The organism is Verrucosispora sioxanthis (assembly GCF_010560025.1).
In the GTDB taxonomy this organism is placed as follows: Bacteria; Actinomycetota; Actinomycetes; order Mycobacteriales; family Micromonosporaceae; genus Micromonospora; species Micromonospora palythoicola.
Genome location: NZ_SAIY01000001.1, coordinates 334,134 through 359,661 on the forward strand (window position 1 = coordinate 334,134; position 25,528 = coordinate 359,661).

At 71.8% G+C, this 25,528-nt stretch carries 22 protein-coding genes and 3 pseudogenes; 12 read left to right on the forward strand and 13 right to left on the reverse strand.

Annotated features, from left to right (window positions below):
- Positions 1-22 precede the first annotated feature (22 nt).
- The 4 genes from ENC19_RS01565 (at position 23) to ENC19_RS01580 (ending at position 4,484) form a co-directional block, all read left to right on the forward strand.
- Positions 23-1,147 carry a glycosyltransferase family 2 protein gene (locus tag ENC19_RS01565; RefSeq protein WP_164445360.1) on the forward strand — a complete coding sequence of 375 codons (1,125 nt, stop codon included), beginning with the start codon at positions 23-25 and terminating at the stop codon, positions 1,145-1,147.
- On the forward strand, positions 1,138-2,190 hold the full coding sequence (gene pseI / locus ENC19_RS01570) for a pseudaminic acid synthase (RefSeq protein WP_216592629.1): 1,053 nt from the start codon (positions 1,138-1,140) through the stop codon (positions 2,188-2,190). Before ENC19_RS01565 ends, pseI begins: the two co-directional genes overlap by 10 nt.
- Before the next feature lie 52 nt (positions 2,191-2,242).
- Complete coding sequence (locus tag ENC19_RS01575; RefSeq protein WP_164445362.1) at positions 2,243-3,349, forward strand: potassium channel family protein; 1,107 nt, start codon at positions 2,243-2,245, stop codon at positions 3,347-3,349.
- Between the two features lie 187 nt (positions 3,350-3,536).
- Complete coding sequence (locus tag ENC19_RS01580) at positions 3,537-4,484, forward strand: TerC family protein (RefSeq protein ID WP_164445363.1); 948 nt, start codon at positions 3,537-3,539, stop codon at positions 4,482-4,484.
- A 10-nt stretch (positions 4,485-4,494) separates the two neighbouring features.
- Here ENC19_RS01580 and ENC19_RS01585 read toward each other — a convergent pair whose 3' ends face one another.
- The 4 genes from ENC19_RS01585 to ENC19_RS01600 are packed head-to-tail and all read right to left on the reverse strand — an operon-like array spanning position 4,495 to position 7,225.
- Positions 4,495-4,992, reverse strand: coding sequence for a hypothetical protein (locus ENC19_RS01585; protein WP_328824130.1), 498 nt, complete (start codon positions 4,990-4,992; stop codon positions 4,495-4,497).
- The gene (locus tag ENC19_RS01590) at positions 4,976-5,734 is read right to left on the reverse strand and encodes an SDR family NAD(P)-dependent oxidoreductase (RefSeq protein WP_164445364.1); all 759 of its coding nucleotides are present in this window, start codon (positions 5,732-5,734) and stop codon (positions 4,976-4,978) included. Before ENC19_RS01590 ends, ENC19_RS01585 begins: the two co-directional genes overlap by 17 nt.
- A complete protein-coding gene (locus ENC19_RS01595; protein WP_164445365.1) occupies positions 5,727-6,977 on the reverse strand; it encodes an AMP-binding protein in 1,251 nt (416 codons plus the stop codon). The genes ENC19_RS01590 and ENC19_RS01595 overlap by 8 nt, the downstream gene beginning before the upstream one ends.
- Entirely contained in the window at positions 6,974-7,225 is a 252-nt protein-coding gene (locus tag ENC19_RS01600; RefSeq protein ID WP_093403117.1) for an acyl carrier protein, read from the reverse strand. The genes ENC19_RS01595 and ENC19_RS01600 overlap by 4 nt, the downstream gene beginning before the upstream one ends.
- A 27-nt stretch (positions 7,226-7,252) precedes the next feature.
- On the opposite strand from ENC19_RS01600, the gene ENC19_RS01605 reads away from it, so the two are divergent.
- Positions 7,253-7,813, forward strand: coding sequence for a GNAT family N-acetyltransferase (locus tag ENC19_RS01605; RefSeq protein WP_309246126.1), 561 nt, complete (start codon positions 7,253-7,255; stop codon positions 7,811-7,813).
- On the opposite strand, the gene ENC19_RS01610 is transcribed toward ENC19_RS01605, so the two are convergent.
- Positions 7,770-9,641: a glycosyltransferase family 39 protein gene (locus tag ENC19_RS01610; protein ID WP_164445366.1), complete on the reverse strand. Its 1,872-nt coding sequence runs from the start codon at positions 9,639-9,641 to the stop codon at positions 7,770-7,772. The two genes, ENC19_RS01605 and ENC19_RS01610, sit on opposite strands and share 44 nt — an antisense overlap.
- A gap of 268 nt (positions 9,642-9,909) precedes the next feature.
- On the opposite strand from ENC19_RS01610, the gene pseB reads away from it, so the two are divergent.
- The 5 genes from pseB to ENC19_RS01635 are packed head-to-tail and all read left to right on the forward strand — an operon-like array spanning position 9,910 to position 15,443.
- Positions 9,910-10,893 (forward strand): UDP-N-acetylglucosamine 4,6-dehydratase (inverting), encoded by a 984-nt coding sequence (gene pseB / locus ENC19_RS01615; protein WP_164445367.1) that lies wholly within the window; start codon positions 9,910-9,912, stop codon positions 10,891-10,893.
- On the forward strand, positions 10,890-12,050 hold the full coding sequence (locus ENC19_RS01620) for a DegT/DnrJ/EryC1/StrS family aminotransferase (protein ID WP_164445368.1): 1,161 nt from the start codon (positions 10,890-10,892) through the stop codon (positions 12,048-12,050). The genes pseB and ENC19_RS01620 overlap by 4 nt, the downstream gene beginning before the upstream one ends.
- 11 nt (positions 12,051-12,061) lie before the next feature.
- Positions 12,062-12,898 (forward strand): hypothetical protein, encoded by an 837-nt coding sequence (locus ENC19_RS01625; RefSeq protein ID WP_164445369.1) that lies wholly within the window; start codon positions 12,062-12,064, stop codon positions 12,896-12,898.
- Positions 12,895-14,712, forward strand: coding sequence for a class I SAM-dependent methyltransferase (locus ENC19_RS01630; protein WP_164445370.1), 1,818 nt, complete (start codon positions 12,895-12,897; stop codon positions 14,710-14,712). Before ENC19_RS01625 ends, ENC19_RS01630 begins: the two co-directional genes overlap by 4 nt.
- Positions 14,709-15,443: a cytidylyltransferase domain-containing protein gene (locus ENC19_RS01635; RefSeq protein ID WP_164445371.1), complete on the forward strand. Its 735-nt coding sequence runs from the start codon at positions 14,709-14,711 to the stop codon at positions 15,441-15,443. Before ENC19_RS01630 ends, ENC19_RS01635 begins: the two co-directional genes overlap by 4 nt.
- A 5-nt stretch (positions 15,444-15,448) precedes the next feature.
- Here the strand turns inward: ENC19_RS01635 and ENC19_RS31200 are convergent, their stop codons facing one another.
- Positions 15,449-15,673, reverse strand: coding sequence for a hypothetical protein (locus ENC19_RS31200; protein ID WP_328824131.1), 225 nt, complete (start codon positions 15,671-15,673; stop codon positions 15,449-15,451).
- Here ENC19_RS31200 and ENC19_RS01640 point away from each other — a divergent pair.
- Positions 15,614-16,494 (forward strand): annotated as a pseudogene (locus tag ENC19_RS01640) (spore coat protein). The gene ENC19_RS31200 and the pseudogene ENC19_RS01640 overlap by 60 nt on opposite strands.
- On the opposite strand, the gene ENC19_RS01645 reads toward ENC19_RS01640, so the two are convergent.
- From ENC19_RS01645 to trpB, 3 genes are read right to left on the reverse strand one after another with little or no spacing between them, the layout of a single operon-like run.
- Positions 16,459-17,226, reverse strand: coding sequence for a GntR family transcriptional regulator (locus ENC19_RS01645; protein ID WP_164445372.1), 768 nt, complete (start codon positions 17,224-17,226; stop codon positions 16,459-16,461). The pseudogene ENC19_RS01640 and the gene ENC19_RS01645 sit on opposite strands and share 36 nt — an antisense overlap.
- A 15-nt stretch (positions 17,227-17,241) precedes the next feature.
- Positions 17,242-18,042: a tryptophan synthase subunit alpha gene (gene trpA, locus ENC19_RS01650; protein WP_309246129.1), complete on the reverse strand. Its 801-nt coding sequence runs from the start codon at positions 18,040-18,042 to the stop codon at positions 17,242-17,244.
- Positions 18,039-19,238, reverse strand: a complete 1,200-nt coding sequence (trpB, locus tag ENC19_RS01655; protein ID WP_164445373.1) for a tryptophan synthase subunit beta — start codon at positions 19,236-19,238, stop codon at positions 18,039-18,041. Before trpB ends, trpA begins: the two co-directional genes overlap by 4 nt.
- A 148-nt stretch (positions 19,239-19,386) precedes the next feature.
- Between trpB and ENC19_RS01660 the strand changes: the two genes are divergently transcribed.
- Positions 19,387-20,022, forward strand: coding sequence for an alpha-ketoglutarate-dependent dioxygenase AlkB (locus ENC19_RS01660; RefSeq protein WP_164445374.1), 636 nt, complete (start codon positions 19,387-19,389; stop codon positions 20,020-20,022).
- Positions 20,023-20,146: 124 nt separating this feature from the next.
- Here ENC19_RS01660 and ENC19_RS01665 read toward each other — a convergent pair whose 3' ends face one another.
- From ENC19_RS01665 to ENC19_RS31640, 4 genes and pseudogenes are all read right to left on the reverse strand, one after another.
- Positions 20,147-21,529, reverse strand: a complete 1,383-nt coding sequence (locus ENC19_RS01665; protein ID WP_164445375.1) for an RICIN domain-containing protein — start codon at positions 21,527-21,529, stop codon at positions 20,147-20,149.
- Between the two features lie 212 nt (positions 21,530-21,741).
- A complete protein-coding gene (locus tag ENC19_RS31205; RefSeq protein WP_373688889.1) occupies positions 21,742-24,381 on the reverse strand; it encodes a DNA gyrase/topoisomerase IV subunit A in 2,640 nt (879 codons plus the stop codon).
- 132 nt (positions 24,382-24,513) lie between these two features.
- Positions 24,514-25,278 (reverse strand): annotated as a pseudogene (locus ENC19_RS31210) (LAGLIDADG family homing endonuclease); the annotation flags it as partial.
- Positions 25,257-25,521, reverse strand: a pseudogene (locus ENC19_RS31640) (DNA gyrase subunit A); the annotation flags it as partial. The pseudogenes ENC19_RS31210 and ENC19_RS31640, both read right to left, overlap by 22 nt.
- Between the last annotated feature and the right edge of the window lie 7 nt (positions 25,522-25,528).

Here is a 25,528-nt window from a genome sequence, read left to right on the forward strand (position 1 = left end):
CCGGGTGGCCAATTGTTTCCGGGTGGTCACACAGCCGACGCCAACGCCGCTGCTGAGCATCGTCGTGCCGGTTTACGGCGTCGAGGCGTACCTGCGCCAGTGCCTGGACTCGATCCACGCCGACATTCCCGCCGACGAGGTGGCGCAGGTCGAGGTGGTCGCCGTCGACGACGCCTCACCGGACCGGTGCGGTGACCTGCTGCGCGAGTACGCCGCCGAGCATCCCGGGCTGCGCGTGCTGCACCTGGCGCGCAACGTCGGCCTCGGGCCGGCCCGCAACGCGGGCCTGGACGTCGCCACCGGCCGGTACGTCTGGTTCGTCGACAGCGACGACTGGCTGCCGGCCGGCACGATTCCGGCGGTGCTGGACCGGCTGCGGGTGGACCGCCCCGACGTGATGATGGTCGACCACCTGCGGGTGCACGAATGCGGACGCGAGGAGGTGGACGCCAGCAGCCGACTGCTGCGCGCAACCCCCGGCGTGGTGCGGCTGGCCGACCGACCGCAACTGCTGCGGGTGCAGCACACGGCCTGGAACAAGGTGGTACGCCGGGAGTTCATGGCTGAGCTGGGGCTGCGCTTCCACCCCGGCTGGTACGAGGACATTCCGTTCAGTCACCCGCTGCTGGTCGGCGCGGAGCGCATCAGCGTGCTGGACCGGGTCTGTTACCTGTACCGCCAGGGCCGCCAGGGCGCGATCACCTCGACGCGCAGCGGCCGGCACTTCGACTCCTTCGAGCAGTACGACCGCCTCTTCGCCTGGCTGCGCCACCGGCATCCCGACGGACGCTGGCACGCCGAACTGTTCGACCTGATGGTGAACCACTTCCTGGTGGTGGTGGGCAACGACGACCGGCTGCATCCACACCTGCGCCGGGACTTCTTCCGCCGGGTCGCCGCGCACTACCGCAGGTACCTGCCCAGTGGCGGCTACCCCCGACCGGGCGGGGTGTCGGGGCTCAAGCACCGGCTGGTCGGCCGCGACAGCTACCTGGCGTACGCGGCGCTGCGGCGAGCCCACCGGCTCGCCGGCCGGTTGCGGGGCGGCACCGGTGGGGATCCCGCGACGGCCGGGACGGGCCCGGCAGCGGACGGCCCGGCCCGAGATCGCACGTTGGTGAACACGCACGGAAACGGATCGGAATGACGTTCAAGATCGGATCGCATCTGGTCGGCACCGGGGAGCGCCCCTTCGTGGTCGCCGAGATGTCCGGCAACCACAACGGCGACCTGGACCGGGCATTGTCCATCGTGGACGCGGTGGCGGCCAGCGGTGCGCACGCGCTGAAGCTCCAGACGTACCGGCCGGACACCATCACCATCGACGTGGACACGCCGGACTTCCGCATCTCCGGCGGGCACGAGCTGTGGGGTGGGCAGAACCTGTACCGGCTCTACGAGAAGGCGCACACCCCGTACGAGTGGCACCGGCCGATCTTCGAGCGGGCCCGCGCCCTGGGGCTGACCGTCTTCTCCTCCCCGTTCGACGCCTCCGCGGTGGAGCTGCTGGAGGAGCTGGACGCCCCGGCGTACAAGATCGCCTCGTCGGAGCTGGTCGACCTGCCGCTGATCCGGCTGGTGGCGGCCACCGGCAAGCCGATGGTCATCTCGACCGGCATGGCCACGCTTGCCGAGATCGACGCCGCCGTGCGCACCGCCCGCGACGGCGGTGCGGGTGGGATCATCCTGCTGGCCTGCACCGCCTCCTACCCGGCACCGCCGGCCGACAGCAACCTGCGCCGCATCCCGGTGCTGGCCGACGCGTTCGGCGTGCCGGTGGGCCTGTCCGACCACACCCCCGGCATCGGGGTGCCGGTCGCCTCGGTGGCGCTCGGCGCCTGCTTCATCGAGAAGCACGTCACGCTGGACCGCGCCGACGGCGGGGTGGACTCCGACTTCTCCCTCAACCCGACCGAGTTGGCCGCCCTGGTGGTCGAGTCGGAGCGGGCGTACGCGGCACTGGGCGGCACGGCGGTCGGGCCGACCCCCGCCGAGCAGGAGGGCCTGCGCTTCCGGCGCTCGCTGTACGTGGTGGCGGACGTGCGGGCCGGAGACGAGGTGACGGTGCACAACGTCCGCTCGATCCGACCGGCCGGTGGGCTCCCCCCGGTCGAGATCGATCGGGTGCTGGGCCGCCGGTTCACCGCCGACGTGGCCCGTGGCACCGCACTGAGCTGGGACCTCATCTGACGGTGCCGGGGCGCGTCGTGACGATCACCGGCGGACGGGTATACCTCTGCGTATGACCTTGGTAGCGGTGACGGCGGGCCTGGCACTGATCGCCGTGGTGGTGGTCGACGTCTGGCTCACCGTGCTGCATCCGGACGCGGAGGGACCGATCGCCCGTACGGTCCGGCGGCTGGTCTGGCGCGCCTCGTCGCTGACCGCCGGCCGACGCCGCACGCCGCGCCGCACGCCGCTGGTCTGGGCCGGGCCGGTCCTGGTCACCGGCACGTTCCTCGCCTGGCTCGGGCCGCTGGTGCTCGGGGTCGCACTCGTCGTCTGGCCGAACCTGGACGGCTACCACCGGGTCGCCGGTTACGGGCCGGCCGGTTTCGTCGACGCCCTCTACTACGCCACCGGGCTGCTGACCGTGCTCGGCTTCGGCGACCTCACCCCGGACACCGGGCCGCAGAAGCTGTTCGCCGTGACCGCCGCCGCCCTCGGTTTCGGCTTCTTCGCCGCGCTGGCCACCTATCTCATCGAGCTGATCACCGGGCTGACGGTCCGCAACCGGTTCGCGCTCACCATTCACGACCAGGTTCGCGGCACCGACGGGGTGGGCCTGCTCGCCCGGAGCCTGACCGACGAGGGGGTCGACGTGGCCCGCGAGCGGTGTACGGCCTGGGCGGCGAGCCTGCGGGAGGTCGACGACACCGTCCGTCGGTATCCGCTTGTCGCCCTCACCTACCGGCCCCGCCGCCGGGACTACGACATCGAGCCCGCCCTGGAGCAGATCGCCGCGGTCACCGTCGCGGCCCTGCTGGCCGCCAGGTGCGATCCCTGGCGCGGCCTGCGCCCCCGGGCGGAGGAACTGGCGTACGCCCTGCTGCGCCTTCAGGACACCATCGCCAGCCGTTACCTGGGCCGTCATCTGCTGCCGGCGGCCAGCGATCCGGCGGCGGCCGACGCGCATCCCGACGAGGTTCTCCGCCGCGTGCACGCGCGGCTGGTGGACGATTTGGGGCCCCGGTTCGATCGGCCACCGGACGGCGACAGGTTCGTCGACGAGGTGCTCTCCCGGTCACTGCCGTTCCTCGCGGCGCTGCGCGGCTGGTCGGTGCTCGGGGTCACCCGCGACGGACCACCGATCGGGGTGGCCCGGCCGGACGAGCCGGAGCGGCCTTGACGCACGAAGCATGCTTCGTGAATAATGGTGCGTAGTTCGAGGGGGAGTACCCGACGCACTGCGCGCCACCGTCAGTACGGGCCCGGCCCATCCGGGCCCCGGTGGCGCGGCCACCACACCGGTGGCCGGGGAGACCTTCGTCCCGCGACGCCGGACGCCGCGTCCGGCCGGACGAGAGGTCTTTCCGGTGTCTGTCTCCTGGTGGGTCTGGGCCCTGCTGATGCTGGCGATCGCCGTGATGCTGGCGATCGACCTGTTCCTGCACCGTGACAACCACGTCATCGGCTTCCGCGAGGCCGCGACCTGGTCGGGCATCTGGATCGCCGCCGGCCTGCTGTTCGGGGTGGTCCTGTGGGCGTGGCAGGGCGGTGACGTGGCCGGCACCTACTTCGCCGGCTATCTGATCGAGAAGGCGCTGTCCATCGACAACGTGTTCGTCTTCGCGATGATCTTCACCTACTTCGCGGTTCCCGCCGCGTACCAGCACAAGGTCCTGTTCTGGGGCGTCATCGGTGCGCTGGTGTTCCGGTTCGTGTTCATCTTCGTCGGCGCGGAACTGCTGGAGACGTTCTTCTGGACCGCGTACCTGTTCGGTGCGTTCCTCATCGTGACCGCCTACAAGATGGCGTTCCAACACGGCGAGCAGACCCCGCCGGACCGCAACCCGGTGGTGCGCCTGGTACGCCGTCTCGTGCCGACCGATCCGGCGTACCACGGCGACCGGTTCTTCACGAGGATCAACGGCAGGAGGGTCGCGACCCTGCTGTTCGTGGTCCTGATCGCGGTCGAGACCACCGATCTGATCTTCGCGGTCGACTCGGTCGCGGCGATCCTCGCCATCACCACCAGCACGTTCATCGTGTGGACCGCGAACGCGTTCGCGATCCTCGGGTTGCGCAGCCTGTACTTCTGCCTCGCCGGCCTGCTCCGCCGCTTCGTGCACCTGCACTACGGCCTGGCGGTGCTGCTGGCCTTCGCCGGGGTCAAGCTCATCCTGTCCGAGACCCCGGTCGGCAAGCTGCCCATCCCGGTCACCCTGGGCGTCATCGTGGCGACGATCGCGGTGTCCATCGCCTGGAGCCTGCGCAGCACCAGCTCGCGCCCGGAGACGCCGGAGCCCGCACGACTTCCCTGATGGTGCGGTCTCAACCGGCGCCGGACACCGCAATATCCGGGAAAGTGCCCGACTCCCGCTCGATGGGGGTGGCGGGGGTGAAGGCGACGGTGACGACCAGGTCGTCCAGCGGCAGGGTGCGCCACAGCCAGGCGGTGCCGGGCGGCACCTCCAGGCCGTGCCGGTGCCACCAGGTGGCCACCGGCACGTCGGCGAGCTTGGCCAGACACTCGACGCGGGTCCACCGGCCCCAGAAGTCGGTGGACCCGAACCGGCGGGCCAGCGCGGGGGGTAGCGCAGCGGCGGCCCGCTCGGCGTCGATCGCGACCCGCCAGCCGGGCACCGGCGGGGCGTACCAGCCGACACAACGTCCGTCGCCGAGATGGCTGCGGGTGACGGCGGCACCGGAGTCGGCCACCGCCGCCACCCGCAGGTGTCGTGGCGCGGCGGCGAGCAGGGCGGAGACCTGTTGTCCCGCACCTTCGTAGGTGCGGGACAACGGGTGCGGCGGATCAGATCGAGGCGGCACCGTCGACCACGATGACCTGGCCGTTGATGTTCGTCTGGTCGCGCAGCAGCAGCCGCACCACCGGCACCACCTCCTCCGGCTCGGTCAGCTGACCGGTCGGCGTACGGCGCACGATCTGGTCGAGCTGGGTCTGGCCGAGCACCGCCGACATCTCCGAGGCGAAGAAGCCCGGCGCCACCGCGTTGACCAGTACCCGCCCGCCCAGTTCCCGGGCCAGCGAGCGGGTCGCCGCGTCCATCCCGCCCTTGGTGGCGGAGTACGCCACCAGACCCGGGAAGCCGCGCTGCGCGCAGATCGAGGTGATGTTGACGATCCGCCCACGCCGCCCCTGGGCCAGCATCCGCCGCACGACCAGCCGGGTGAGCTGCAACGGTGCGGTCAGGTTGGTCTCGATGATCCGGGCGATGTCGGCGGTGGCGGTGTGTACGTGCAGCGAGTCCTGCCCGACGGCCGCGTTGTTCACCAGGCCGTCGATCGGACCGAGCCGCTCCTCGGCCGACCGGACGAACGCCTGCGCGGCGGCGAGGTCGGTCACGTCGACCGAGCCGACGTGGGTCCGCTCGGGGTGGGCGTCGGCGAGCTTGGCCAACTCGGGTGTGACGGTACGGGCGAAGGCCGCTACCTTCAGGCCCGAATCGAGCAGGTCGGTGACGATGGCGAGGCCGAGGCCGCGGGATCCGCCCGAAACCAGCACCACGGAGCTGGGCGGTACGGGCCGGGCGAGGGTGGTGGGGTCAGACATCGCTCTTCAGGGTCTCCTTGACGGGAATTTCGGTCAGCACACGGATCCGCCGCGGGACCGCGTACTCGGGCAGCTGGTCGGCGCACCAGCGCACCAACGTCGCCTCGTCCAACTTGGCGCCTGCGGTCGGTACCACCTCGGCCACGACCATGTGGCCGAGCAGCGGGGCACGCCGACCGGTGACCCGGGCCCAGGCCACCTGCGGATGCGCGGTCAGCACGTCACGGACCACACCGGCGGAGACCTTGCTGCCACCGACGTTGATCTCGTCAGCGTCGAGCCGACCGGTGATCAGCACCCGGTCACCGCTCACCTGCGCCCGGTCCCCGGTGCGAACCGGACCGTCCAGCCCGGCGCCGTGGTACGGCGAGGTGATCACCAGCTCCCCGTCACGCACCCCGATCGTGGGACGGCCCGGAGCTGCCCGGTCCAGCCAGTCCACCGGAAACCCGGCCCGCCCGTCGTGCACCACGATGGCCGCGCCGACCTCGGAGGAGGCGTAGATCCAGGAGATCCGGGCCGCCGGGAACACCTCCCGCAACCGGTCCAGGATGGTCTGGTCGACCGGTTCGCCGCCGAGGGTCAGCTGACGCAGCGGCACCCGGGCCAGCCCGGCCGGGTCGCGGTGCAGGGCCCGCCGCCAGAAGGTGGGGGTGCCGGAGGCGGCGTCCACACCGTGCTCGGCCGCCAGTGCCGGCCAGTCGTCGAGCTGGTCCGGTTCCACCACCACCAGGTGCTGCCCCGGCTGGGTCAGCGACAGCGTGACCACCTGCCACCAGGCGTACGTGCCGGGGGCGTACGGGCAGAGCCAGGTCCGCGCCGGCTGCTGCCCCCGCACGGTGGTGAGCGATTCGAGGGTGTGCCCCACCCGCTTGGGACGACCGGTGGAGCCGGAGGTCAGCAGCCACAGCCGACCGGGCTCGGCGGCCCGCGCCGCGGGCGCCGTCGCGTCCCCGGCCGTCGGGGCGTCCAGCTCGGTGACCGCGAACCCGGCGTCGCGCAGTTCCGCGCGCATCGCCGCGTCGACCCGGCTTGCGGTGCTGAGCAGCAGCTCGGTGCCGTGCACGGCGTGGTGCCGGGCGGCGGCGAGCGCGTACCGGGCCGAGTGGGCCAGCGCGGCGACGGGCTCCGGCAGAGTCAGCTCCGGCAGGTCACGCCAGGTCAGCGTGGCACCGTCGACGACGATCCGGTTGTCCGCCCCCGCCGGATGGACGGGGGCCGGCGCGGCGGTCTCGACGCTCACTGCCGCTGCAACTCGACGAGGAAGTCCAGCACGTCGCCGACGGTGGCGATCCGGCGCAGCCCGGGAGCGTCGAAGTTCAACTCCTCCCCCGTGGCGTCCTCGACGCGCAGCGCCAACTCGGAGAAGTCCAGCGACCGGAAACCGACCTCGCGCAGATCGGCGGCGTCGTCGGCGGGCAACGCCTTGCCCTGGTTCTTGAGAACCTCGCCCATGAGGTCGCGAATCTGCGCCCGACTCAATTCCTTCATGCGGCGGAGTGTACAGCCAGGTGAATCGTGATTAGGGTGCCCGGTGACCAGGTAAACGGAGCGGAAAGCGAGCGGTACGTGTTGCGTGACGCCACCGAGGACGACGTTAACCTGATGTTGTCCTGGCGTAATCAGGAAATCAACCGACAGGTCAGCAAGACCAGTCACGTCATCACCGTCGAGGAGCACCGACGGTGGTGGTCGGCGGTCCGTCAGGACCCCACCCGCCGGGTGCTGACCTACCTGCGCGACGGCGTACCCAGCGGCGCGGTCAGCTACTTCGACCTGCGGATGTCCGGCCCGCGTACCGGCGGTTGGGGCTTCTACCTGGACGCCGAGGGGCTGGCCGAGCGGGGTGACACGCTGCCGGCCTGGCTGGAGGTGATGCGGGAGGCGGTCGACCACGCCTTCGACGTGCTGGCCCTGGACCGGCTCGACGGCGAGGTGCTCGCCCACAACACGGCGGTGCGCCAGATGAACCGTCGCTTCCGTTTTGTCGAGGGGCCCGGTCGTCAGGAGACGCACGACGGCCGGGAAATCACCGTCATCCCCATTTCCCTGGAGCGCGCCAACCGCCGCGTTCGCTGATTCTTGGCATTCCGTCCACGCATTGTTCACGTGGCCGACGGGTTGCGTTGGCCGTTACTGCGGGATTGTCACCGACGCCGCCACGCGGCCCACTGCCGCTGCGGGTCGCCGCCCAGCCGGACGAAGCCGTACCGCGCGCCGTCCCAGTCGCCGGGCTCGCCGGGCGCCCAGCGGGCGAAGACCACCTCCGCCTCGGCCGGCGGCCGGTCCCGGAACCACGGCACCTCGGTCCAGGTGACCTGGTGGCTGAGGTTGAACCGGAGCTGGTAGGGCACGCCGATGGAGGCGGCGACCCGCTCCGGTGCGCGGACCCCAGCCCGGTCACGCTGGGCACGGGTGTGCCGGCCGCCGCCAGCGGGCGGATCAACCGCTGCGTGATCACCTGCATGGTCGCCACGTTGACCACGACCAGCGCGGCGAGCACGACCGCCAGCAGGCCGGTGCGCGCGGCCGGCCGGCGGATCGCCAGCACGAGCACCAGCAGCAGGCAACCGGCGACCCCGATCGCGGAGCCGACCAGGGGACGCATCTGTCGCCACCCGTCGGTCAGGGCCATCAGGTCCGGCGCGCTGAACCCACCCCAGCGCAGCCGCGCGCCCCGGGCCTCGGCGTGGTCCAGGCGAAGCCGGATCAGTGTCCCGCCCACCACCAGCAGCAGCACGGTGACCCCGACCCGGCGCAGCAGCGGACGGTACGCCGCGCCGAACAGCAGCCCGACGCCGACCAGCAGCCAGAACGGGGCGAACACCTGCACGTAGCGGGCGTAGATGGCGTCCGGTACCCGGTCCGGCACACCGGCCAGGACGACCTCCGCGCCGACGGCGACGCCCACAGTGGTCAGCAGGGCCATCCCGAGCGTCCACCTGGCGGCGTCACCGCCCCGGCGACACACCCTGGTCACCGCCTCGGCACCGGCCAGCCCGGCCAGCCCGAAGGTGACCACCGTCAGGTACCACAGCTGCGTACCGACCGACGCCAGCACCTGCGACAGGCCGCGGACCGAGGTGAGCGCCCGTACGGCGTTGCCACTGGCCGGGTTGCCGAGCAGGTGCACCGTGTCGCCGAGCAGTCGTACTCCCGCCTCGTTGCCCAGCGCCGCGACCGCCACCGGCAGCACCGCCGCCAGCAGCGGCACCGGGCCCAGCCGACGGCGGACGAGAAGTGCCAGGGCCAGCAGCGCGGATCCGGCGACGACCACCACGCCGCGCGAGTGCACCAGGTGGGCCGCGCCGGCCAGGGCACCGCACACCGCCGCGGCGACCGGCCCGGGTCGGTCGACCAGCCGGTGCACGGCGAGCAGCCAGGCCAGCAGCAGCGGCCCGAGCACCGCGTCGGTCATCGCCACCGTGGCGTGGAAGGCCACCGCCGGCAAGGTCGCCGCGCCGACCGCCGCCGCCAGCGCCGGACCGGATCGCAGCCCCAACAGCCGGCGACCGAGCAGGTACGCCAACGGCAGGACCGTCGCGTTCAGCGCCGCGTTGATCACCCGTACCAGCAGGTAGGTGTCGAGGAACTCCCGGTCCAGCAGGAAGGCCGGCGCGATCAGCAGCGGGTAGCCGATCCGGCGCAGGGTCTCGTTCTCACTGCTGAACCCCCCGGGACCGCCGGCCAGGGCGCGTGCGGTGTTGAGGTAGCTGTCCTCGTCGGTGTGCGCGAACGGCATGCTGGCGTGGCGGGCCAACCAGATCCGCCACGCGGTCGCCAGCAGCCAGCCGCCGACCAGCAGCAGGGGCAGCAACCAGCGGCGACGGTCGGGCCAGGCCGCTGCCCGCCGGTCCACCGGCCCGTCCGGGTCCTCGGCCCGGATCGTCTCGGCTTCGACGGTCATTGTTTCCTCCCACGACACGGCCGGGCCGGCAGCCGCCGTCCGAACGCGCCACGGTTCCCGGTCGGGTCGAGACGCTAACGGCCCGGTCGACGCAGGTCGGCGGGCACGCCGCGACGACGGCAGGTGTTCGCCAACCGGGTGCCGGCCATTCACCGCCGCACGGCACGTGGTTAACCGCAGGGCTCGGGCCCGTTAACCCGCCGCGTCTAGCGTTCCCACCCGGCCGGCCCAGGCCGACCGCGAATCCGACACACACGGGAGCACCAAGTTGAGCGAGCTGAACGGATCGTCCATCCTCGTCACCGGGGGAACGGGTTCCTTCGGCAGGACCTTCCTGCGGCACCTCCTCGCCGATACCGATCCGGCCCGGGTGGTGGTCTTCTCCCGTGACGAACTCAAGCAGTACGAGCTACGTCAGCAGCTCGGCGACGACCATCGGCTGCGCTGGTTCATCGGCGACATCCGCGACCGGCACCGGCTGACCCGGGCCATGCACGGCGTGGACTACGTCGTGCACGCCGCCGCCCTCAAGCAGGTCGACACCGCGGAGTACAACCCGTCGGAGTTCATCGCCACCAACATCACCGGTTCGCAGCACGTCGTCGACGCGGCGATCGAGGCCGGTGTGCAGAAGGTGGTGGCCCTCTCCACCGACAAGGCGTCCAGCCCGATCAACCTGTACGGCGCGACCAAGCTGGTCGGCGACAAGCTGTTCATCTCCGCCAACCACTACGCGGCACAGCACCCGACCCGCTTCGCGGTGGTGCGCTACGGCAACGTGGTCGGCAGCCGGGGCTCGGTGGTTCCGCTGTTCCGTCGGCTCGCCGCCGAGGGCAAGAGCCTGCCGATCACGGACAAGCGGATGACCCGCTTCTGGATCACCCTGGACCAGGCCGTGCAGTTCGTCATCGACTCGTTCGACCAGATGCAGGGCGGCGAGCTGTTCGTCCCCCGCATCCCCAGCATGCGCATCCTCGACCTGGTCGAGGCGGTCGCCCCGGACGCCACCACCCATGAGATCGGCATCCGGCCCGGCGAGAAGCTGCACGAGGAGATGATCGCCCCGGACGACAGCCGGCGGACGCTGATCGCCAAGGACCGGTTCATCGTGCAGCCGACCATCGCCACCTGGGGCTACCAGCCGCCCGTCGGCTGCGAGCAGGTGGCGGACGGCTTCGCGTACCAGTCGGACACCAACGACGAGTGGCTCACCGTGCCCCAGCTGCGTGAGATGCTCGGCATCGCGGCATGAGTTCGTCTTTTCTTCCGTACGGACGCCAGTCGGTCACCGACGACGACGTGGCCGCCGTGGTCGCCGCCCTGCGCAGCGACTGGCTCACCACCGGCCCGGAGGTGACCGCCTTCGAGGCGGACATCTCTGCGTGGGCCGGTGGCGCCGGGGTGGCGACGGTCTCCAACGGCACCGCCGCGCTACACGTGGCGTACGCGGCGGCCGGTGTCGGCCCCGGCGACGAGGTGATCGTGCCGCCGATGACGTTCGTGGCCACCGCCAGCAGCGCGGTCGCCCTGGGTGCCCGGGTCGTCTTCGCCGACGTGGAGGAGGAGACGTTCACCCTGGACCCGGCGGCGGTGGCCGCGGCGACCACCGAGCGGACGAAGGTCGTCGCCGCGGTGGACTACGCCGGTCACCCGGCCGACTACGACGCGCTGCGTGCCGCGCTCGACGGCAGCGACGCGCTGCTGCTCGCCGACGCGGCCCACTCGATCGGTGCCACCTACCGGGGCCGGCCGGTGGGATCGCTTGCCGATCTGACCACGTTCTCGTTCTTCCCGACCAAGAACCTGACCACCGCCGAGGGCGGCGCGGTCGCCACCACCGATGCGCGGTTGCTCACCCGGGCCCGCCGGTTCCGCAACATCGGGCTGGTCCGGGAACCCGACGAGCTGCGCTGGCCGGACGAGGGTGGCTGGCACCAGGAGGTGCACGAGTTCGGCCTGAACTACCGACTGCCGGACGTGTTGTGCGCGCTCGGCCGTAGCCAGTTGCGCCGCCTCGACGCCTTCCTGGCCCGTCGCGCCGAACTGGTGGCCCGCTACGACGAGGCGCTCGCGGAACTGCCCGGCGTGCTCGTCCCCGGCCGGCGCGACTGGGCGGCACCGGCCTGGCACCTGTACCCGATTCGGGTGCTCGACGGCCGCCGCCGCGAGATCTACGAACGGATGCGCGCCGCCGGCATCGGCGTACAGGTCAACTACATCCCCGCGCACTGGCACCCGGCCTTCGCCGATCTCGGCTACCGGCGCGGCAGTTGCCCCGTGGCGGAGGCCTTCTACGCCCAGCAGTTGTCGCTGCCGCTCTACCCTGGACTACGCGACGCCGACCAGGAGCGCGTCATCGACGCATTGGCTGCGGCCCTGCGCGGCACCTCGCTCCGGTCCGCCGCCTGAAGGAAAGCCCGATGCACCACGCCAACCACTTCTACGGTCACGCCCACGTGCTGGCCCGCTACGCCGGGCTGGGTGACGGCCATCCACCCCGGATCAACGGGTACGTCCAGCACGGCTGGAACATCGGCGACGGCCTCGCCCCCGGGCACCCGTACGCCGAGCGCACGCCGAGTCTGCTCTGGTCGGAGCAGACCCGGCGGCGGGCCTGGTCGGTCGGGCGGCGCAACGTCACGGTGATCGGGGCACCGTTCGTCTACCTGCTGGCCATGCGGCCGGAGGAGGAATCCGCGCCGCACCGGGAGGGCACCATCTGGTACCCGTTCCACGGCTGGGAGGGCCAGCACGTCAAGGGTGACCACAAGAAACTGATCGCCCGCATCCGGGACACCGAACCCGGCCCGGTGACCGTCTGCCTGTACTGGCACGAACACCGGATGCGGCGGGTACGCCGGCTCTACGAGAACGCCGGCTTCCGGGTGATCTGCCACGGCTACCGGGGACACTGGTGGTCCGACACCGACCCACAGTTCCTGGACCGCCAGCTCGCCGAGCTGCGCCGGCACCGCCGGGTCGCCTCCAACCGGCTGACCAGCGCCATCTTCTACGGCATCGCGGCCGGTTGCGAGCCGGCGGTGTACGGCGACCCGATGGTGCTGGCCGACGAGGACCCGACCTTCGGCGGCACCGCCCGGATCCGCCGGCAGTGGCCGCAGCTGCACGGCGAGCAGGTGCACCTGCCGACCGCCGTCGAGATCGCGCACGCCGAACTGGGCACCGACCACCACCACCCGCCCGCCGCGCTGCGGGAGCTGCTGGGGTGGTCGTACCCGCAGGAGGAGACGACGTGACAACCGAGACGGCTTCGGCGGTGACGCTGCCCGGCGGCGAGATGCTCGCCTGGTCCGACCGGACGGACCCGGCCGACGACGGCCCTCTCGCCGCGTTGGCCGCCCGCCTGGTGCCGGCCGGCGCCCGGGTGCTGCTGGCCGGACCGCACGGTCCGGCGGTGCTCGACGCGCTGGCCCACACCCGGCTCACCTGCCTGCTGCGCGGCTACCCGGACGCGACAGCGGTCGCCGGACGGGTGGACCGGGTCCTGGTGTCCGGCCTGCGGGGCCTGCCCGCTGGCGAGGAGTACGACGTGGTGATCGCCGGTGCCGGGCTGGACGCGATCGAGTCGGTCGAGGGTGAACGGCTCGGCTGGGACGAGCTGCTGGCCCGCCTGGTGGCGGCCGTCCGCCCCGGCGGTGACCTGCTGCTACGGCTGGACAACCCGCTCGGCGTGCACCGGCTAACCGCCGCGGAGAGCTGGTACGCCGGCCGGGGCGACGCCGAGTGGACCGTCGGTGGCGTGCTCGACGCCGCCCGCCCCGCCAATCTGGCGCAGGTACACGAACGGCTGACCGTCGCCGGGATGCGCGTCGGCACCTGCTACGCCGGGTATCCCCGTCCCGACCTGACCACCGCGCTGCTGGCCGCCGACGAGCTGGCCCGGCACACCACCAGCGGACTGTTCGACGCGGTGCTGCACGCCGCCTGCACCGACGGATACACCGGCCGGTTCGTCCTCGCCGACCCGGCCCGGCTGGCCGTGGACGCCCTGCACGCCGGTCGCGCCGCCGACCTGGCCCCGTCCTGGCTGGTGCTCGCGCGCCGGCCGGCCACCGGGTCGGGCGGCACCGACGACTACTCCGGCGACCCACCGCCGCGCCTCGACCGGCCGGAGGATCCGCCGCCCGGGGTCGGCGGGCCCGACCGGCTGCCGGTGGCCTTCTTCGCCGACGCGACGGCGGGCGGCACCGTGGTCGAGGTACGGGACGGGCCACCGGGCTGGCACTGGCACCAGTCCGGCGTCACCGTGCCCGCCCCGTCGGCCGACGCACCGAACGCCGGTCGTGAGCCGGCCCACCGTGACCCGGCCGCCCCCGACGGACCGGTGCCCGACGGGCGTCTGCTGCGCAGCCTGCTGCTCGACGGATGCCTGCGGCGCGACACCGCACTGCTGCGCCGGCTGCTCCGTGGGTACGCCGACTGGCTCGACGGCCAGGCCGAGCAGGGACGGCTCGCCGGGGCGGTGGCCCTGGCCGGGGCGGACAGCCTGGTCGTCGACGGTGACCGCTGGGGAGTGCTCGACCGGGGCTGGCGCGCCGACGCCCCGTTGCCGGTCGACGTGGTGCTGGTCCGGACGCTGTGGCGCTTCGCCGCCGACCTGCTCACCGGCGGGTACGCCCACCCGTGGACCTCCACGCTCGACGTGACGGGGCTGACCGTGCTGCTCGGTGGGGTCGCCGGACGCGACGTCGACCGGGCCGCCGTCGAGGCCGCGATGGCGAAGGGCGCGACGGCTGCGGAGGCCGAGGTCAGCCCGACCGACCCGCCGCCCGGCCCGCGCAGCTACCAGCAGCTGCGCGAGGCGTGGCTGCGCCAGCGGGAGGAGAACACCCGGCTGACCGCGCTGCTCACGTGGACCGAGAACCTGCTCACCTCGCGCGAACGCGCGCTGCGTCGGGCCGAAGCGAAGATCAACCTGATGAGCGGTTCGCTGAGCTACAAGGTCGGGCGGCTGGCCTTGACCCCGGCCCGGATGGCCAAGCGCGGCGCCCGCGCCGCCAAACGCCGTGCCCGCACGGCCATCGCCGCGAAGCAGGGAGAACAGAAATGACGGACCGGATCGTCGGCATCGTGCAGGCGCGGATGGGGTCGTCCCGGCTGCCCGGCAAGGTGCTGCGTCCGCTGGCCGGACGCAGCGTGCTCGGCCGGGTGGTCCGGGCCGCGCAGGACAGCGGCGTACTGGCCGACCTGGTGGTGGCGACCAGCAGCGACGTCGGTGACGACGCGGTCGTCGCCGAATGCGAACGGCTCGGCATCGCCTGGCACCGGGGCCCCGTGGACAACGTGCTGACCCGCTTCGTCGGCGCCCTGGACGCCCATCCCGCCGACGCGGTCATGCGGTTCACCGCCGACTGTCCGCTGCTGGACCCGGAGATCGTCAGCCTGGTCGCCTCGGTGTACCGCGCCGTGCCGGGACTGGACTACGCCAGCACGTCGATCGCCCGTACCCTCCCCCGGGGGCTGGACGTCGAGATCATCCGGGCGGACGCGCTGCGTACCGTCGATCGGCTCGCCACCGACCACCACCGGGTACACGTGACCTCGTACGCGTACGCGCATCCGGAGGTGTTCCGGGTGCTCGGCGTGACCCTCACCCCGGACCGTTCGCAGCTGCGCCTCACCCTCGACACCGACCGGGACTGGGAGCTGGTCCGCGCGGTGGCCGACCACTTCGGTGACGTCAGCGTGCCGTTGGCCAAGCTCGCCGACTGGCTGGACGGGCAGCCGACGCTGCGCGCGCTCAACGCCGACGTCCGGCAGAAGCGGTTGGAGGAACGCTGAGCACGTTACGCGTCGGGCTGCGCTGCGACGCCGGGCCGCTGCGCGGTGTCGGGCACCTGGTTCGCTGTCTCGCCCTCGGCGAGGCGTTCCAGGCCCGGGGGGCCACCGTCGAGGTCTTCGGCACCGTCGACGGCGTCGGATGGGCGGCCGACCAGCTCACCGCCCGGGGCATCGCGTCGCACCCCGGCCCGGACACCCCGGCCGAGCTGGTCGCCGCCGCCCGCCGCCACGACCTCGACGTGCTGGTCCTCGACTCGTACGAGCTGGATCCCGCCGGTGCGGGGGCGCTGCGGGCCGCCGGGGTGCTGACCCTGGCCATCGTCGACGGGGACACCCGGGGACAGGACGCCGACCTCTACCTCGACCAGAACTTCGCCACCGACCTGGCGGTGCCCGCGGGCCGGCTGCTCGCCGGCAGCGGGTACGCCCTGTTGCGCGCGGGTGTCCTGGCCGCCCGGCCGGCGGCCCCGCGCCCGGCGGTGACGGTCGATCCCCCTCGGTGCTGGCCTTCTTCGGCGGCACCGACGCGGTCGGCGCGGCACCGGTGCTGACCGAGGTGCTGCTGTCGACCGGCCGGCCGATGGAACTCACCGTCGTCGTCGGCCGGCCCGAACTGGGCGAGCGGATAGCCGGGCTGACGCCGGGCCCCGGGCAGTCGCTGCTGCCGGTGCCTCCCACCGCAACGCTGCCGGCCCTGATCGCCGCGGCGGACCTGGTGGTCAGCGCGGCCGGCACCTCCACCTGGGAACTGTGCTGCCTCGGGGCGCCGTCGGCGCTGGTCTGTGTGGTGGACAACCAGCGCGAGTCGTACCACCGGGTGGTGGCCGCCGGGCTGGCCGCCGGGCTCGGTGAGCTGCCCGCGCTGGCCGGTGACCCGGCGGCGGTCCGCGCCGCCACGCACACCCTGGCGGGGCTGCTCGACGACGGGGCACGCCGGGCGGAGCTGTCCGCCCGGGCCTGGGCCACGGTGGACGGGCGCGGGCGGGAACGGGTGGTGGACGCGGTGCTGGACGCGCTACGGCAGGTCGCGGCTGGCTCCCCAGTGCAGTGACAGGCCCCGCACGGCCCGGTCGGTGTTGATCTGCATCATGTTGCCGAGGATCGTCGCCCGGTCGACCACGATCGCGGTGCCGTCGAGCGTGTAGGTGGTCCGGTCGCTGATCAGCACGGCAGCGCCCGGTGCGGCGTCGAGGTGTGTCGCCAGCGCCGCGTCGAGGACGCCGGGCCGGATCGTCTCGGTGGCCCGGGCCACCGAGACACCTCGGGCCGCGAGCGCCTCGTACAGCGACGTCGCGGTGAAGTCCACCTCACGCAGCCCGTCCGCGTGCGACGCGCGAACCCACGAGACCTGGTGCACGGCGCGGCGGCCGGCGAACGCGCGCACCCGCTCCAGCCGCAGCCCGTAGTCGGTCGTGTCGGTCCGCAGCGTGCCGGCGATCCGCGCCGGCAGCCGGCGCACCGCCCGGCCGACGACGGTGGTACGCACCTCGTGGCCCTGATCCCGCAGGTCGTCGGCGAAGCTGCGCAGCGAGCCCAGCCGGTACGCCAGGTGCGGCGGGGCGACGAAGGTGCCCCGGCCGGGTTGCTGCTCGATCAGCCCCTCGTCGCTGAGCTGCCGCAACGCCTGCCGCAGCGTCATCAGCGTGACGCCGTAGGCGGCGCTGAGATCGCGTTGGGAGGGCAACGCCTCGCCGGGCCGGTAGTCCCCGGCGCGGATCTTGGCGGCGAGGTCGGCGGCGATGGTGCGGTACCGCGCCGTGGGCGCGTCCTGCCCAGTGACCATGCCGCCGCCCGCCCCCTAACCTCCGGCGTCCGCCGTTGTCCGTGCCGGCACGCCGTCCAGCGCCGTGCGCAGTGACCGGACGAATCCGGCGGTCGACGCCGGGTCCGCACCGTCGAGCAGGCGTCGCATCAGCGCCGCGCCGACGATCACACCGTCGGCGTCCCGCGCCGCGGCAGCCGCCTGCGCCGGTGTCGAGATGCCGAATCCCAAGAATACGGGCCGGTCCGTGACGCCCCGCAGGCGCCGCGCCAGTGCGGCGGCCGAGGCGGCGAGGTGCTCCCGTTCGCCGGTGATTCCCATCAGGGAGACCGCGTAGACGAAACCACGGCTACGCTCGGCGATCTCCCGAAGCCGGTGGGTGGGCGTGGCCGGTGACGCCAGCAGCGCGAGGTCGACGTTCGCGGCCCGGGCGGCCACGCTTGTCGCCCCGGCCTCCTCCAGCGGCAGGTCGGGCACGATCAGGCCCTGGACGCCCGCCTCGGCGAGGGACCGGCAGAACCGGCCCGCGCCGCGCCGCAGGGCGAGGTTGGCGTACGTGCTGACGACGACCGGCACCTCGACCCGGTTCCTGGACAGGTCGGCGAGGACGCCGTCGGTGGTGGCGCCCCGGGCCAGCGCGACGTCGGACGCCTCCTGGATGGTGACGCCGTCGAGGGTGGGGTCGGAGAAGGGGATACCGACCTCGATCGCGTCGGCCCCGGCATCGGCGATCGCGCGCAGGTGGTCGGTCCAGTCCGGGGTGACTCCCCCGGTGAGGTAGGGCATGAGCAGCTTGCGTCCACGGTCGCGCCGCAGCCGGGTCTCCAGCGTGGTCACCGCGCCTCCTCGTCGCCGAGGTACGTCGTCAGGGTCGCGATGTCCTTGTCGCCGCGGCCGGAGAGCGTGACGAGCACGCTGCTGCCGGTGGGTAGGTCGGTGGTGCCGGCGGCCCGGACGACCCAGGCGAGCGCGTGCGCCGACTCGATCGCCGGGACGATGCCCTCGGCGCGGGCCAACCGGACCGCCGCCGCCAGTGCCTCCTCGTCGGTGGCGGTGACGTACTCGGCCCGGCCGAGATCGCGCAGGTGGGCATGCTCCGGACCGACTCCCGGGTAGTCCAGGCCCGCCGCGACGGACCGTGCCTCCCGGATCTGGCCCTGCTCGTCCTGGAGGAACAGCGACTGGAATCCGTGCAGGACGCCGACCTCACCCAGCGCCGCGCCGGCACCGCCCGCCGCCTCGACCCCCACCAGGCGGGCTGGCGTGTCCACGAAGCCGGCGAAGGTGCCGGCGGCGTTGGAGCCACCACCGACGCAGGCGACGACCTGATCCGGTGTGCCGGCCGACAACTGCTCGGCGCACTGGTGTCGGGCCTCCTGGCCGATGACCGCCTGCAGCTCGCGCACCAGCCACGGGTACGGGTGCGGCCCGATCACCGAGCCCACGCAGTAGTAGGCGTCCTCGGTGGCGCTCACCCAGTGGCGCATCGCCTCGCTGGTGGCGTCCTTGAGGGTCCGGCTGCCCGAGCGCACCGGCACGACCTGCGCACCGAGCAGCCGCATCCGGAACACGTTGTGCGCCTGCCGCTCGACGTCACGCTCGCCCATGAAGACCGTCACCGGCAGGCCCAGCAGGGCACCGGCGGTGGCGGTGGCCACGCCGTGCATTCCCGCGCCGGTCTCGGCGATCAGTCGCCGCTTGCCCATCCGGCGCGCCAGCAACGCCTGCCCCAGCACATTGTTGATCTTGTGAGAGCCGGTGTGCGCCAGGTCCTCCCGCTTGAGCAGCACCGTCACGCCGAGTTCGGCCGACAGTCGCACGGCCGGAGTCAGCGGGGTCGGTCGGCCCGCGTACCTCGACAGCAGCCACGCCAGGTCACCCCGGAAGCCGGGATCCGCCCACGCCTCGGCGAAGGCCGCCTCGACCTCCTCGCACGCGGGGATCAGCGGCTCGGGCACGAACCGGCCACCGTGGCGCCCGAACCGACCGGCCACGGGCGCGGCGGTCGGGCCGCGCAGGGCCAGAGCTTCCATGACAGCTCCCAACTGTTCTATAACTGTTGGCATCAGTTATAGAACAGTTCCTCCGAGGTGCGCAAGGGACTCCACCGACGCGCCCACCACACGACCGGACCGGCACCGCCCTAGGACAGGTGTGCTAACTCGCTGCTAGGGTGGGGGCATGTCGCAGACCGCGTACCAGCCGTCGATGCTGGAGGTCACCGATGCGGCGCCCACCCTCGGCCCGTTGGCCGGGCAGCCGCGCCGGCACCCGCTGACCCGGGGCGCCTGGGTCGATCACCTGCCCGGCTGGGTGCGCGGCTCCGACCAGGTGCTCGACGTGCTGCTACGCGAGGTGCCGTGGCGGGCCGAGCGACGCACCATGTACGACACCGAGGTCGACGTCCCCCGGCTGCTCAGCTGGTACGGTGCCGGCCGACCACTACCACACCCGGTGCTCACCGCCGCCCGCGCGGCGCTGACCCGCCACTACGCCGACGAGTTGGGCGAGCCCTTCGTCACCGCCGGGATGTGCCTCTACCGCGACGGTCGGGACAGCGTCGCCTGGCACGGCGACACCCAGGGCCGCTCCGCCCACGTCGACACCATGGTCGCCATCGTCTCCTTCGGCTCGCCCCGCCAACTGCTGCTGCGCCCGCGCGGCGGCGGGACCAGCCTGCGTTTCCCACTCGGCCACGGCGACCTGGTGGTGATGGGCGGCTCCTGCCAGCGCACCTGGGAACACGCGATACCGAAGACCGCCCGCCCGGTCGGCCCCCGGGTCAGCGTCCAGTTCCGCCCGGCCGGCGTCGCCTGAGCGACCCCGCAGCCGCTCCACCGTCCTGAGCACGGGCGAGCCCGCCCCCGCCGGATCGACGGGAACGGGCTCGCCCTCAGCACGGTCGCGACCTGAGGGACGCGTTCTGCTCAGACCGCGCACCCTAGAACTGCGCGAAGAAGCGCCACACCTCGCCCTTGGTCCAGGTCCTGGCGCCGCTGTCGCCGCCGCCATCGACCGGGCCGGGGGTGTGACCGCCGTCGAACGCCCCCCACTGCACGGGATAGCCGGCGCGGCATCCCGAGTAGACGGTGGTGATGTGCGTCCGGCTGCCCGCCGCCGGCTCCGGCGGGTTCTGCGGGGTGCAGCCGTTGTTACGGACGAACCTGTCCCGCAACGACCGCCCGCTGGTGATGTTGTCGGAGATGCCGTGGATGCCGAAGTACGCGATCGGCTCGGTGCCACCACTGCACCCGCTCAGCTCCCGGGGAGCGCCGTAGACCGCGACCGCCCGGAAGACGCCGGCGCGGGCACAGGCGAGGGCGTAGCTCATCGCGCCGCCGTAGCTGAACCCGAGGGCGAAACGCTGCGACGTGTTGACGCACAGGTCGCTCTCGATCCGGCGGATCATGTCGTCGACGAAGGTGACGTCCTCGCCGCCGGAGTTGGCCCAGCCGTTGCCGATGCCCTGCGGCGCGACCAGGATCGCGGTGTTGTTCGACTGCTCCTGCTGCCCGTAGTAGGCCCAGGCCGCCCCGTCGGCCCCACCGTAGGCGACATCGCCGGCCGTGCCGCCCCACCAGTGGAACGCGAACATCAACCGGTAGCGGGTGTTGCTGTTGTAGTTGGCGGGGAGCCTCAGGATGAAGCTGCGACTCTGGCCGCCGCTCTGGATGGTGTGCGTACCGTTGCCCAACGTCGGCGTCCGGCCGCATCCCGCGCCCGGCTCACCGGTGGGTGGTGGCGACGTGGGGCCACCCCCGTCGACCCGGGCCAGCTGCCACTGCTGGTTGGCGCCATTCCAGTCGGCGTACTGCACCACGTTCGCGCCGTCCGCCGTGGCCGCACCCTGCACCTCCACGACCTTACCGCTGTGCCGACCGACCAACCGCACATGACCACCATCGGAATCAGCCAACCGGAACTGCTGATTGGTGCCGTTGTGATCAGACCACTGCACCACCGCCGCACCATCCGCGGTCGACGCGTTCGACACATCCAGCACCTTGCCCGAATGCCGCGACTTCAACCGGTAGTAACCACCACCGGAATCCACGAACTGCCACTGCTGATTCGCACCGTTGTTACGCGTCCACTGACTGATCCGCGCACCATCGCTGGTCGCCAGACCATACACGTCCAACGCCTTACCACTGTTGCGGTTCACCAACACGTACCAGGCATTGGTGTCCACGGTCGCCGCCGCCGCGGGCGCCGCGTTGACGGCGACGAGGCTACCGGCCACCAGGACGGCCGCACCGACCGCCGCCACGACCGACCGTCGGCGACGCCTGGGAGGAGAGGCGGGACGAACCTCACCATTCATTGATCCACTCCTTCGACTAGGACCACGCGCGGTCGGGAGGGGACGCGCGTTGTCGCAGGCACCGACGGTGTGGATGGTGGTGTCGACACGTCGGGCCGCCAGCGAGCAAGCCCCAACGTATCGTCGTAATACGTCATACGTCAATGAAGGACGTCGATGGACTGCGGCGTGCCGGACGATCACGTCCGGCACGCCGGGTGCGGAACAGGCAGCTACTCGCGGTCGATCTGGTGACCCACCACGGCCGGGCCGAGCATGACGGCGAAGCCGGAGCCGTCGCGGCGCGGGTCGGCCGCCGGCAGCTCCACCGCCTCACCGTTGGCCGTCGAGCCGACCGGCCGGGGACCGACCCAACCGACCACCACGTCGGTCTCACCCTTGAGGAACCGATGGGCACGCACCCCGCCGGTCGCCCGCCCCTTCGCCGGGTACGCCGACAGCGGCGTCACCTTGACCGTCGCACCGGTCGAGGTGACCACCATCGGCTCACCGTGCTCCGGATCGTCGGTGCGCACCGCGCCGAAGAACACCACCCGAGCCCCGGATGGCAGGGCGATCCCGGCCATCCCGCCGCCCTTGAGCCCCTGCGGCCGGATCGTCCCGGCGGCGAACCGCAGCAGCGAGGCCGCGCTGGTCAGGAAGGCGAGCGTCTCAGCACCGTCGACCAGCCAGGTCGCCCCGACCACCTCGTCGCCGTCGCGCAGCCCGATCACCTCGAACTCGTCGGAACGCACCGGCCAGTCCGGCGCGCAGACCTTCACCACGCCCTGCCGGGTACCGAGCGCCAGACCCGGTGAGCCCTCGGCGGCACCGAGCGGCGCCAGGCCGACCACGGTCTCCCCCGGCTCCAGCGGCACCAGCTCGGCGGCGGACATCCCGCCGCGCAACGACACCGTGCCGGCCTGCTCCGGCAACACAGGCAGCGGCAGCACGTCCACCTTGAACGCCCGGCCGGCACTGGTCACCAGCAGCACCCGCCCCCGGGCGGTGGAGTGCGCCACGGCGCGTACCGCGTCGTGCTTGACCCGGCCGTGCCGGCGGCGCCCCTCGGCGGCCTCCTCCGACTCGGCCGCGGTGCGGGCCACCAACCCGGTCGCCGACAGGATCACCTGGCACGGGTCGTCGGCGACCTCCAGCGGCCCGGCCGGCGCGGACGCGGCCAGGACCTCCTTGAGGTCGCCGTCGACGAGCGTCGTCCGCCGGGGCGCGGCGAACTGCTTGACCACCGCGGCCAACTCGTCCGAGACGACCTTCTTCAGCACGTTCTCGTCGTCCAGGATGGTCGACAACTCGGCGATCTCGGCGCGCAGCTTCTGCTGCTCGGCCTCCAACTCCAGCCGGTCGTACTTCGTCAGCCGGCGCAGCGGAGTGTCCAGGATGTAGTTCGCCTGGATCTCGGAGAGCTTGAACTGGCGCATCAGGCCGCTGCGGGCCGCCTGGGCGTCCTCGCTGCCCCGGATCAGCTTCACCACCTTGTCGATGTCGAGCAGGGCGATCAGCAGACCGTCGACCAGGTGCAGCCGCTCCTCCCGCTTACGTTTGCGATAGGCGCTGCGCCGGGTCACCACCTCGTAGCGGTGGGCCAGGAACACCTCCAGCAGCTCCTTGAGCCCCAGGGTGCGCGGCTGCCCGTCGACGAGCACCAGGTTGTTGACGCCGAAGGACTGCTCCAGCGGGGTCAACCGGTAGAGGTCGGCGAGCAGGGCCTGCGGGTTCACGCCGACCTTGCACTCGATGACCAGCCGGGTGCCGCTCTCGCGGTCGGTGAGGTCCTTGACGTCGGCGATCCCGGTGAGTCGCTTGGTCTTGGTCACCTCGTTGGTGATGGCGGCGATGACCTTCTCCGCGCCGATGCCGTACGGCAACTCGACCACCGTGATGGCCTGCCGACCCCGGCTGCCCTCCAGCGGCCCGATCTCCACCTTGCCGCGCATCCGCACCACGCCCCGGCCGGTCTCGTACGCCCGGCGCACCTCGTCCAGGCCCAGCAGCATGCCGCCGGTGGGCAGGTCGGGACCGGGCACGAATTCCATCAGCTTGTCGAGGGTGGCGTTCGGGTGCCGGATCAGCCACCGGGCCGCCGCGACGACCTCGCCCAGGTTGTGCGGGATCATGTTCGTCGCCATCCCGACCGCGATCCCGGCGGCACCGTTGACCAACAGGTTCGGGAAGGCCGCCGGCAGCACCGTGGGCTGGGTCAGCGAGCCGTCGTAGTTGGGCTCGACGTCGACGGTGTCCTCGCCCAGCTCACCGACGAGCAGCATCGCCTCCCGCGACATCCGAGCCTCGGTGTATCTCGCCGCTGCCGGTCCATCGTCTGGGCTCCCAAAATTTCCATGCCCGTCGATGAGTGGCACGTTGAGTGAGAAGTCCTGCGCCAGCCGGACCATCGCGTCGTAGATCGCGCCGTCGCCGTGCGGGTGGTACTTGCCCATGCAGTTGTGGACTATGTAGCCCTCGGCAACGAACGCGTGGTCGTCGGCTCCAACCTGGATGTCGTAGGTGGCGGCAGGGGCTACGGCCTCAACTGCGGCAACGCGAAGGAAAGAGCGGCCGGACAACGTCTCAAGCCGGTTCGCAAGCGGTGAGCCGATTCGCCGGAGTTTGCGCACCCACCCGTCGCGTTCCGCGCGCCACAGCGGGAACGACCGGTCCGAAAGGTGCACTCCATTCCGGTCTTTACCGTAACGCACCTTGCTTCCAGCACCCGACAATGACGCCCGAAAAGCTTTACCGCCCACCTCGTGGAACCATCCGCCACCTCGATGCGCCTTGGCGAACTCCTGCATCACTGGACCACAAGGAAGGCGGTCGTTACCTTGTTTACCGCCGTATGGGTATCCAAGCTCCATCACCCGGCGAAGCCCGTCGTTCTTGTATGGAATTCGCACCCAGGGCAGAAGCAACTCGGCAATGGCAGCAGCGTCCCGCCCAGTAACGGCAAGACCGCAGAGCGGGTGGTCGCCGGCTCGGTTGCTGGTCCAGTGGTGGCCGTGCACTCCCAAATCGGCAAGCATGGCGTATACCTGACGCACCAACGTCTCGCTGGTGCTCACAAAGACGATCTCTCGAAAACGTTTCCGCACATAGCCGTCGCCGTCGAAGAAGCCGGCGAGGAACGGTGCCCAGGCGGAGCGGTTTTCGATGATGTCGTCCGGGATTCGCTTGGCACGGCTGAGCGGCGTCGCAGCGTCAAGCAGACCCCGATGCCGGGCGAACGTGATGATGTGCTGGTCGCGATGGCCCGGCTTGGCTGCCTCGCGCTTACCCCGAGTGGCATTCAGCCCATTGGCTATAGCCCAACCGTGCGCGGCATCGAGCGGCTCTCCGTCGCACATGTGTAGTCGGACACGACCATCTGCGGCTCGTGCACGATCGACGGGGAAGCCCTCGGCTACAACGAGCCCGCGGACGTAGTCGTAGATGTCTCCACCCGGGATGGCGGCCTGCCAGCGACGTCCGCCGTAAGCCAGTGTCAGGTGATTCTTCAGGTTCCGGGCTTCGGTCCAGCCAACGGTCAGATCATCATTTACGACACGAAACCGTTGACCGGGCGTGACGACCATGGTGTGACCATTACTCCAGGTTATTCGGACCAGTTCCGACACGGGGTTTCGGTAGACCTGGGTGACCGGAGTAGCGGCGCCATCCCCGTCCAACACGAGGTCACCAATCTCAATGTCCTCGATAGCCCTGAGACCTTCGGGTGTGGGAACCAGCGTTCCCGCGACGAAACAGTCCCCGACGATCCGGGCGGACTTCACGTGCGCCCGGTCCGGGCGATGGCCCTGCTCGTACATCGACCAGAGGATGCGTCGGTGCACCGGCTTGAGGCCGTCGCGTGCGTCGGGCAGGGCCCGGGAGTGGATGACCGAGAAGGCGTACTCCAGGTAGGAGTCGGACACCTCGGTGGTCAGCGGGTTGTCGATGATCCGCGCGCCGGCCCGGTCGAACGCGGAGTGGTCGACCTTCGTCTCCTTGCGGCGTGCCATGGCTCAG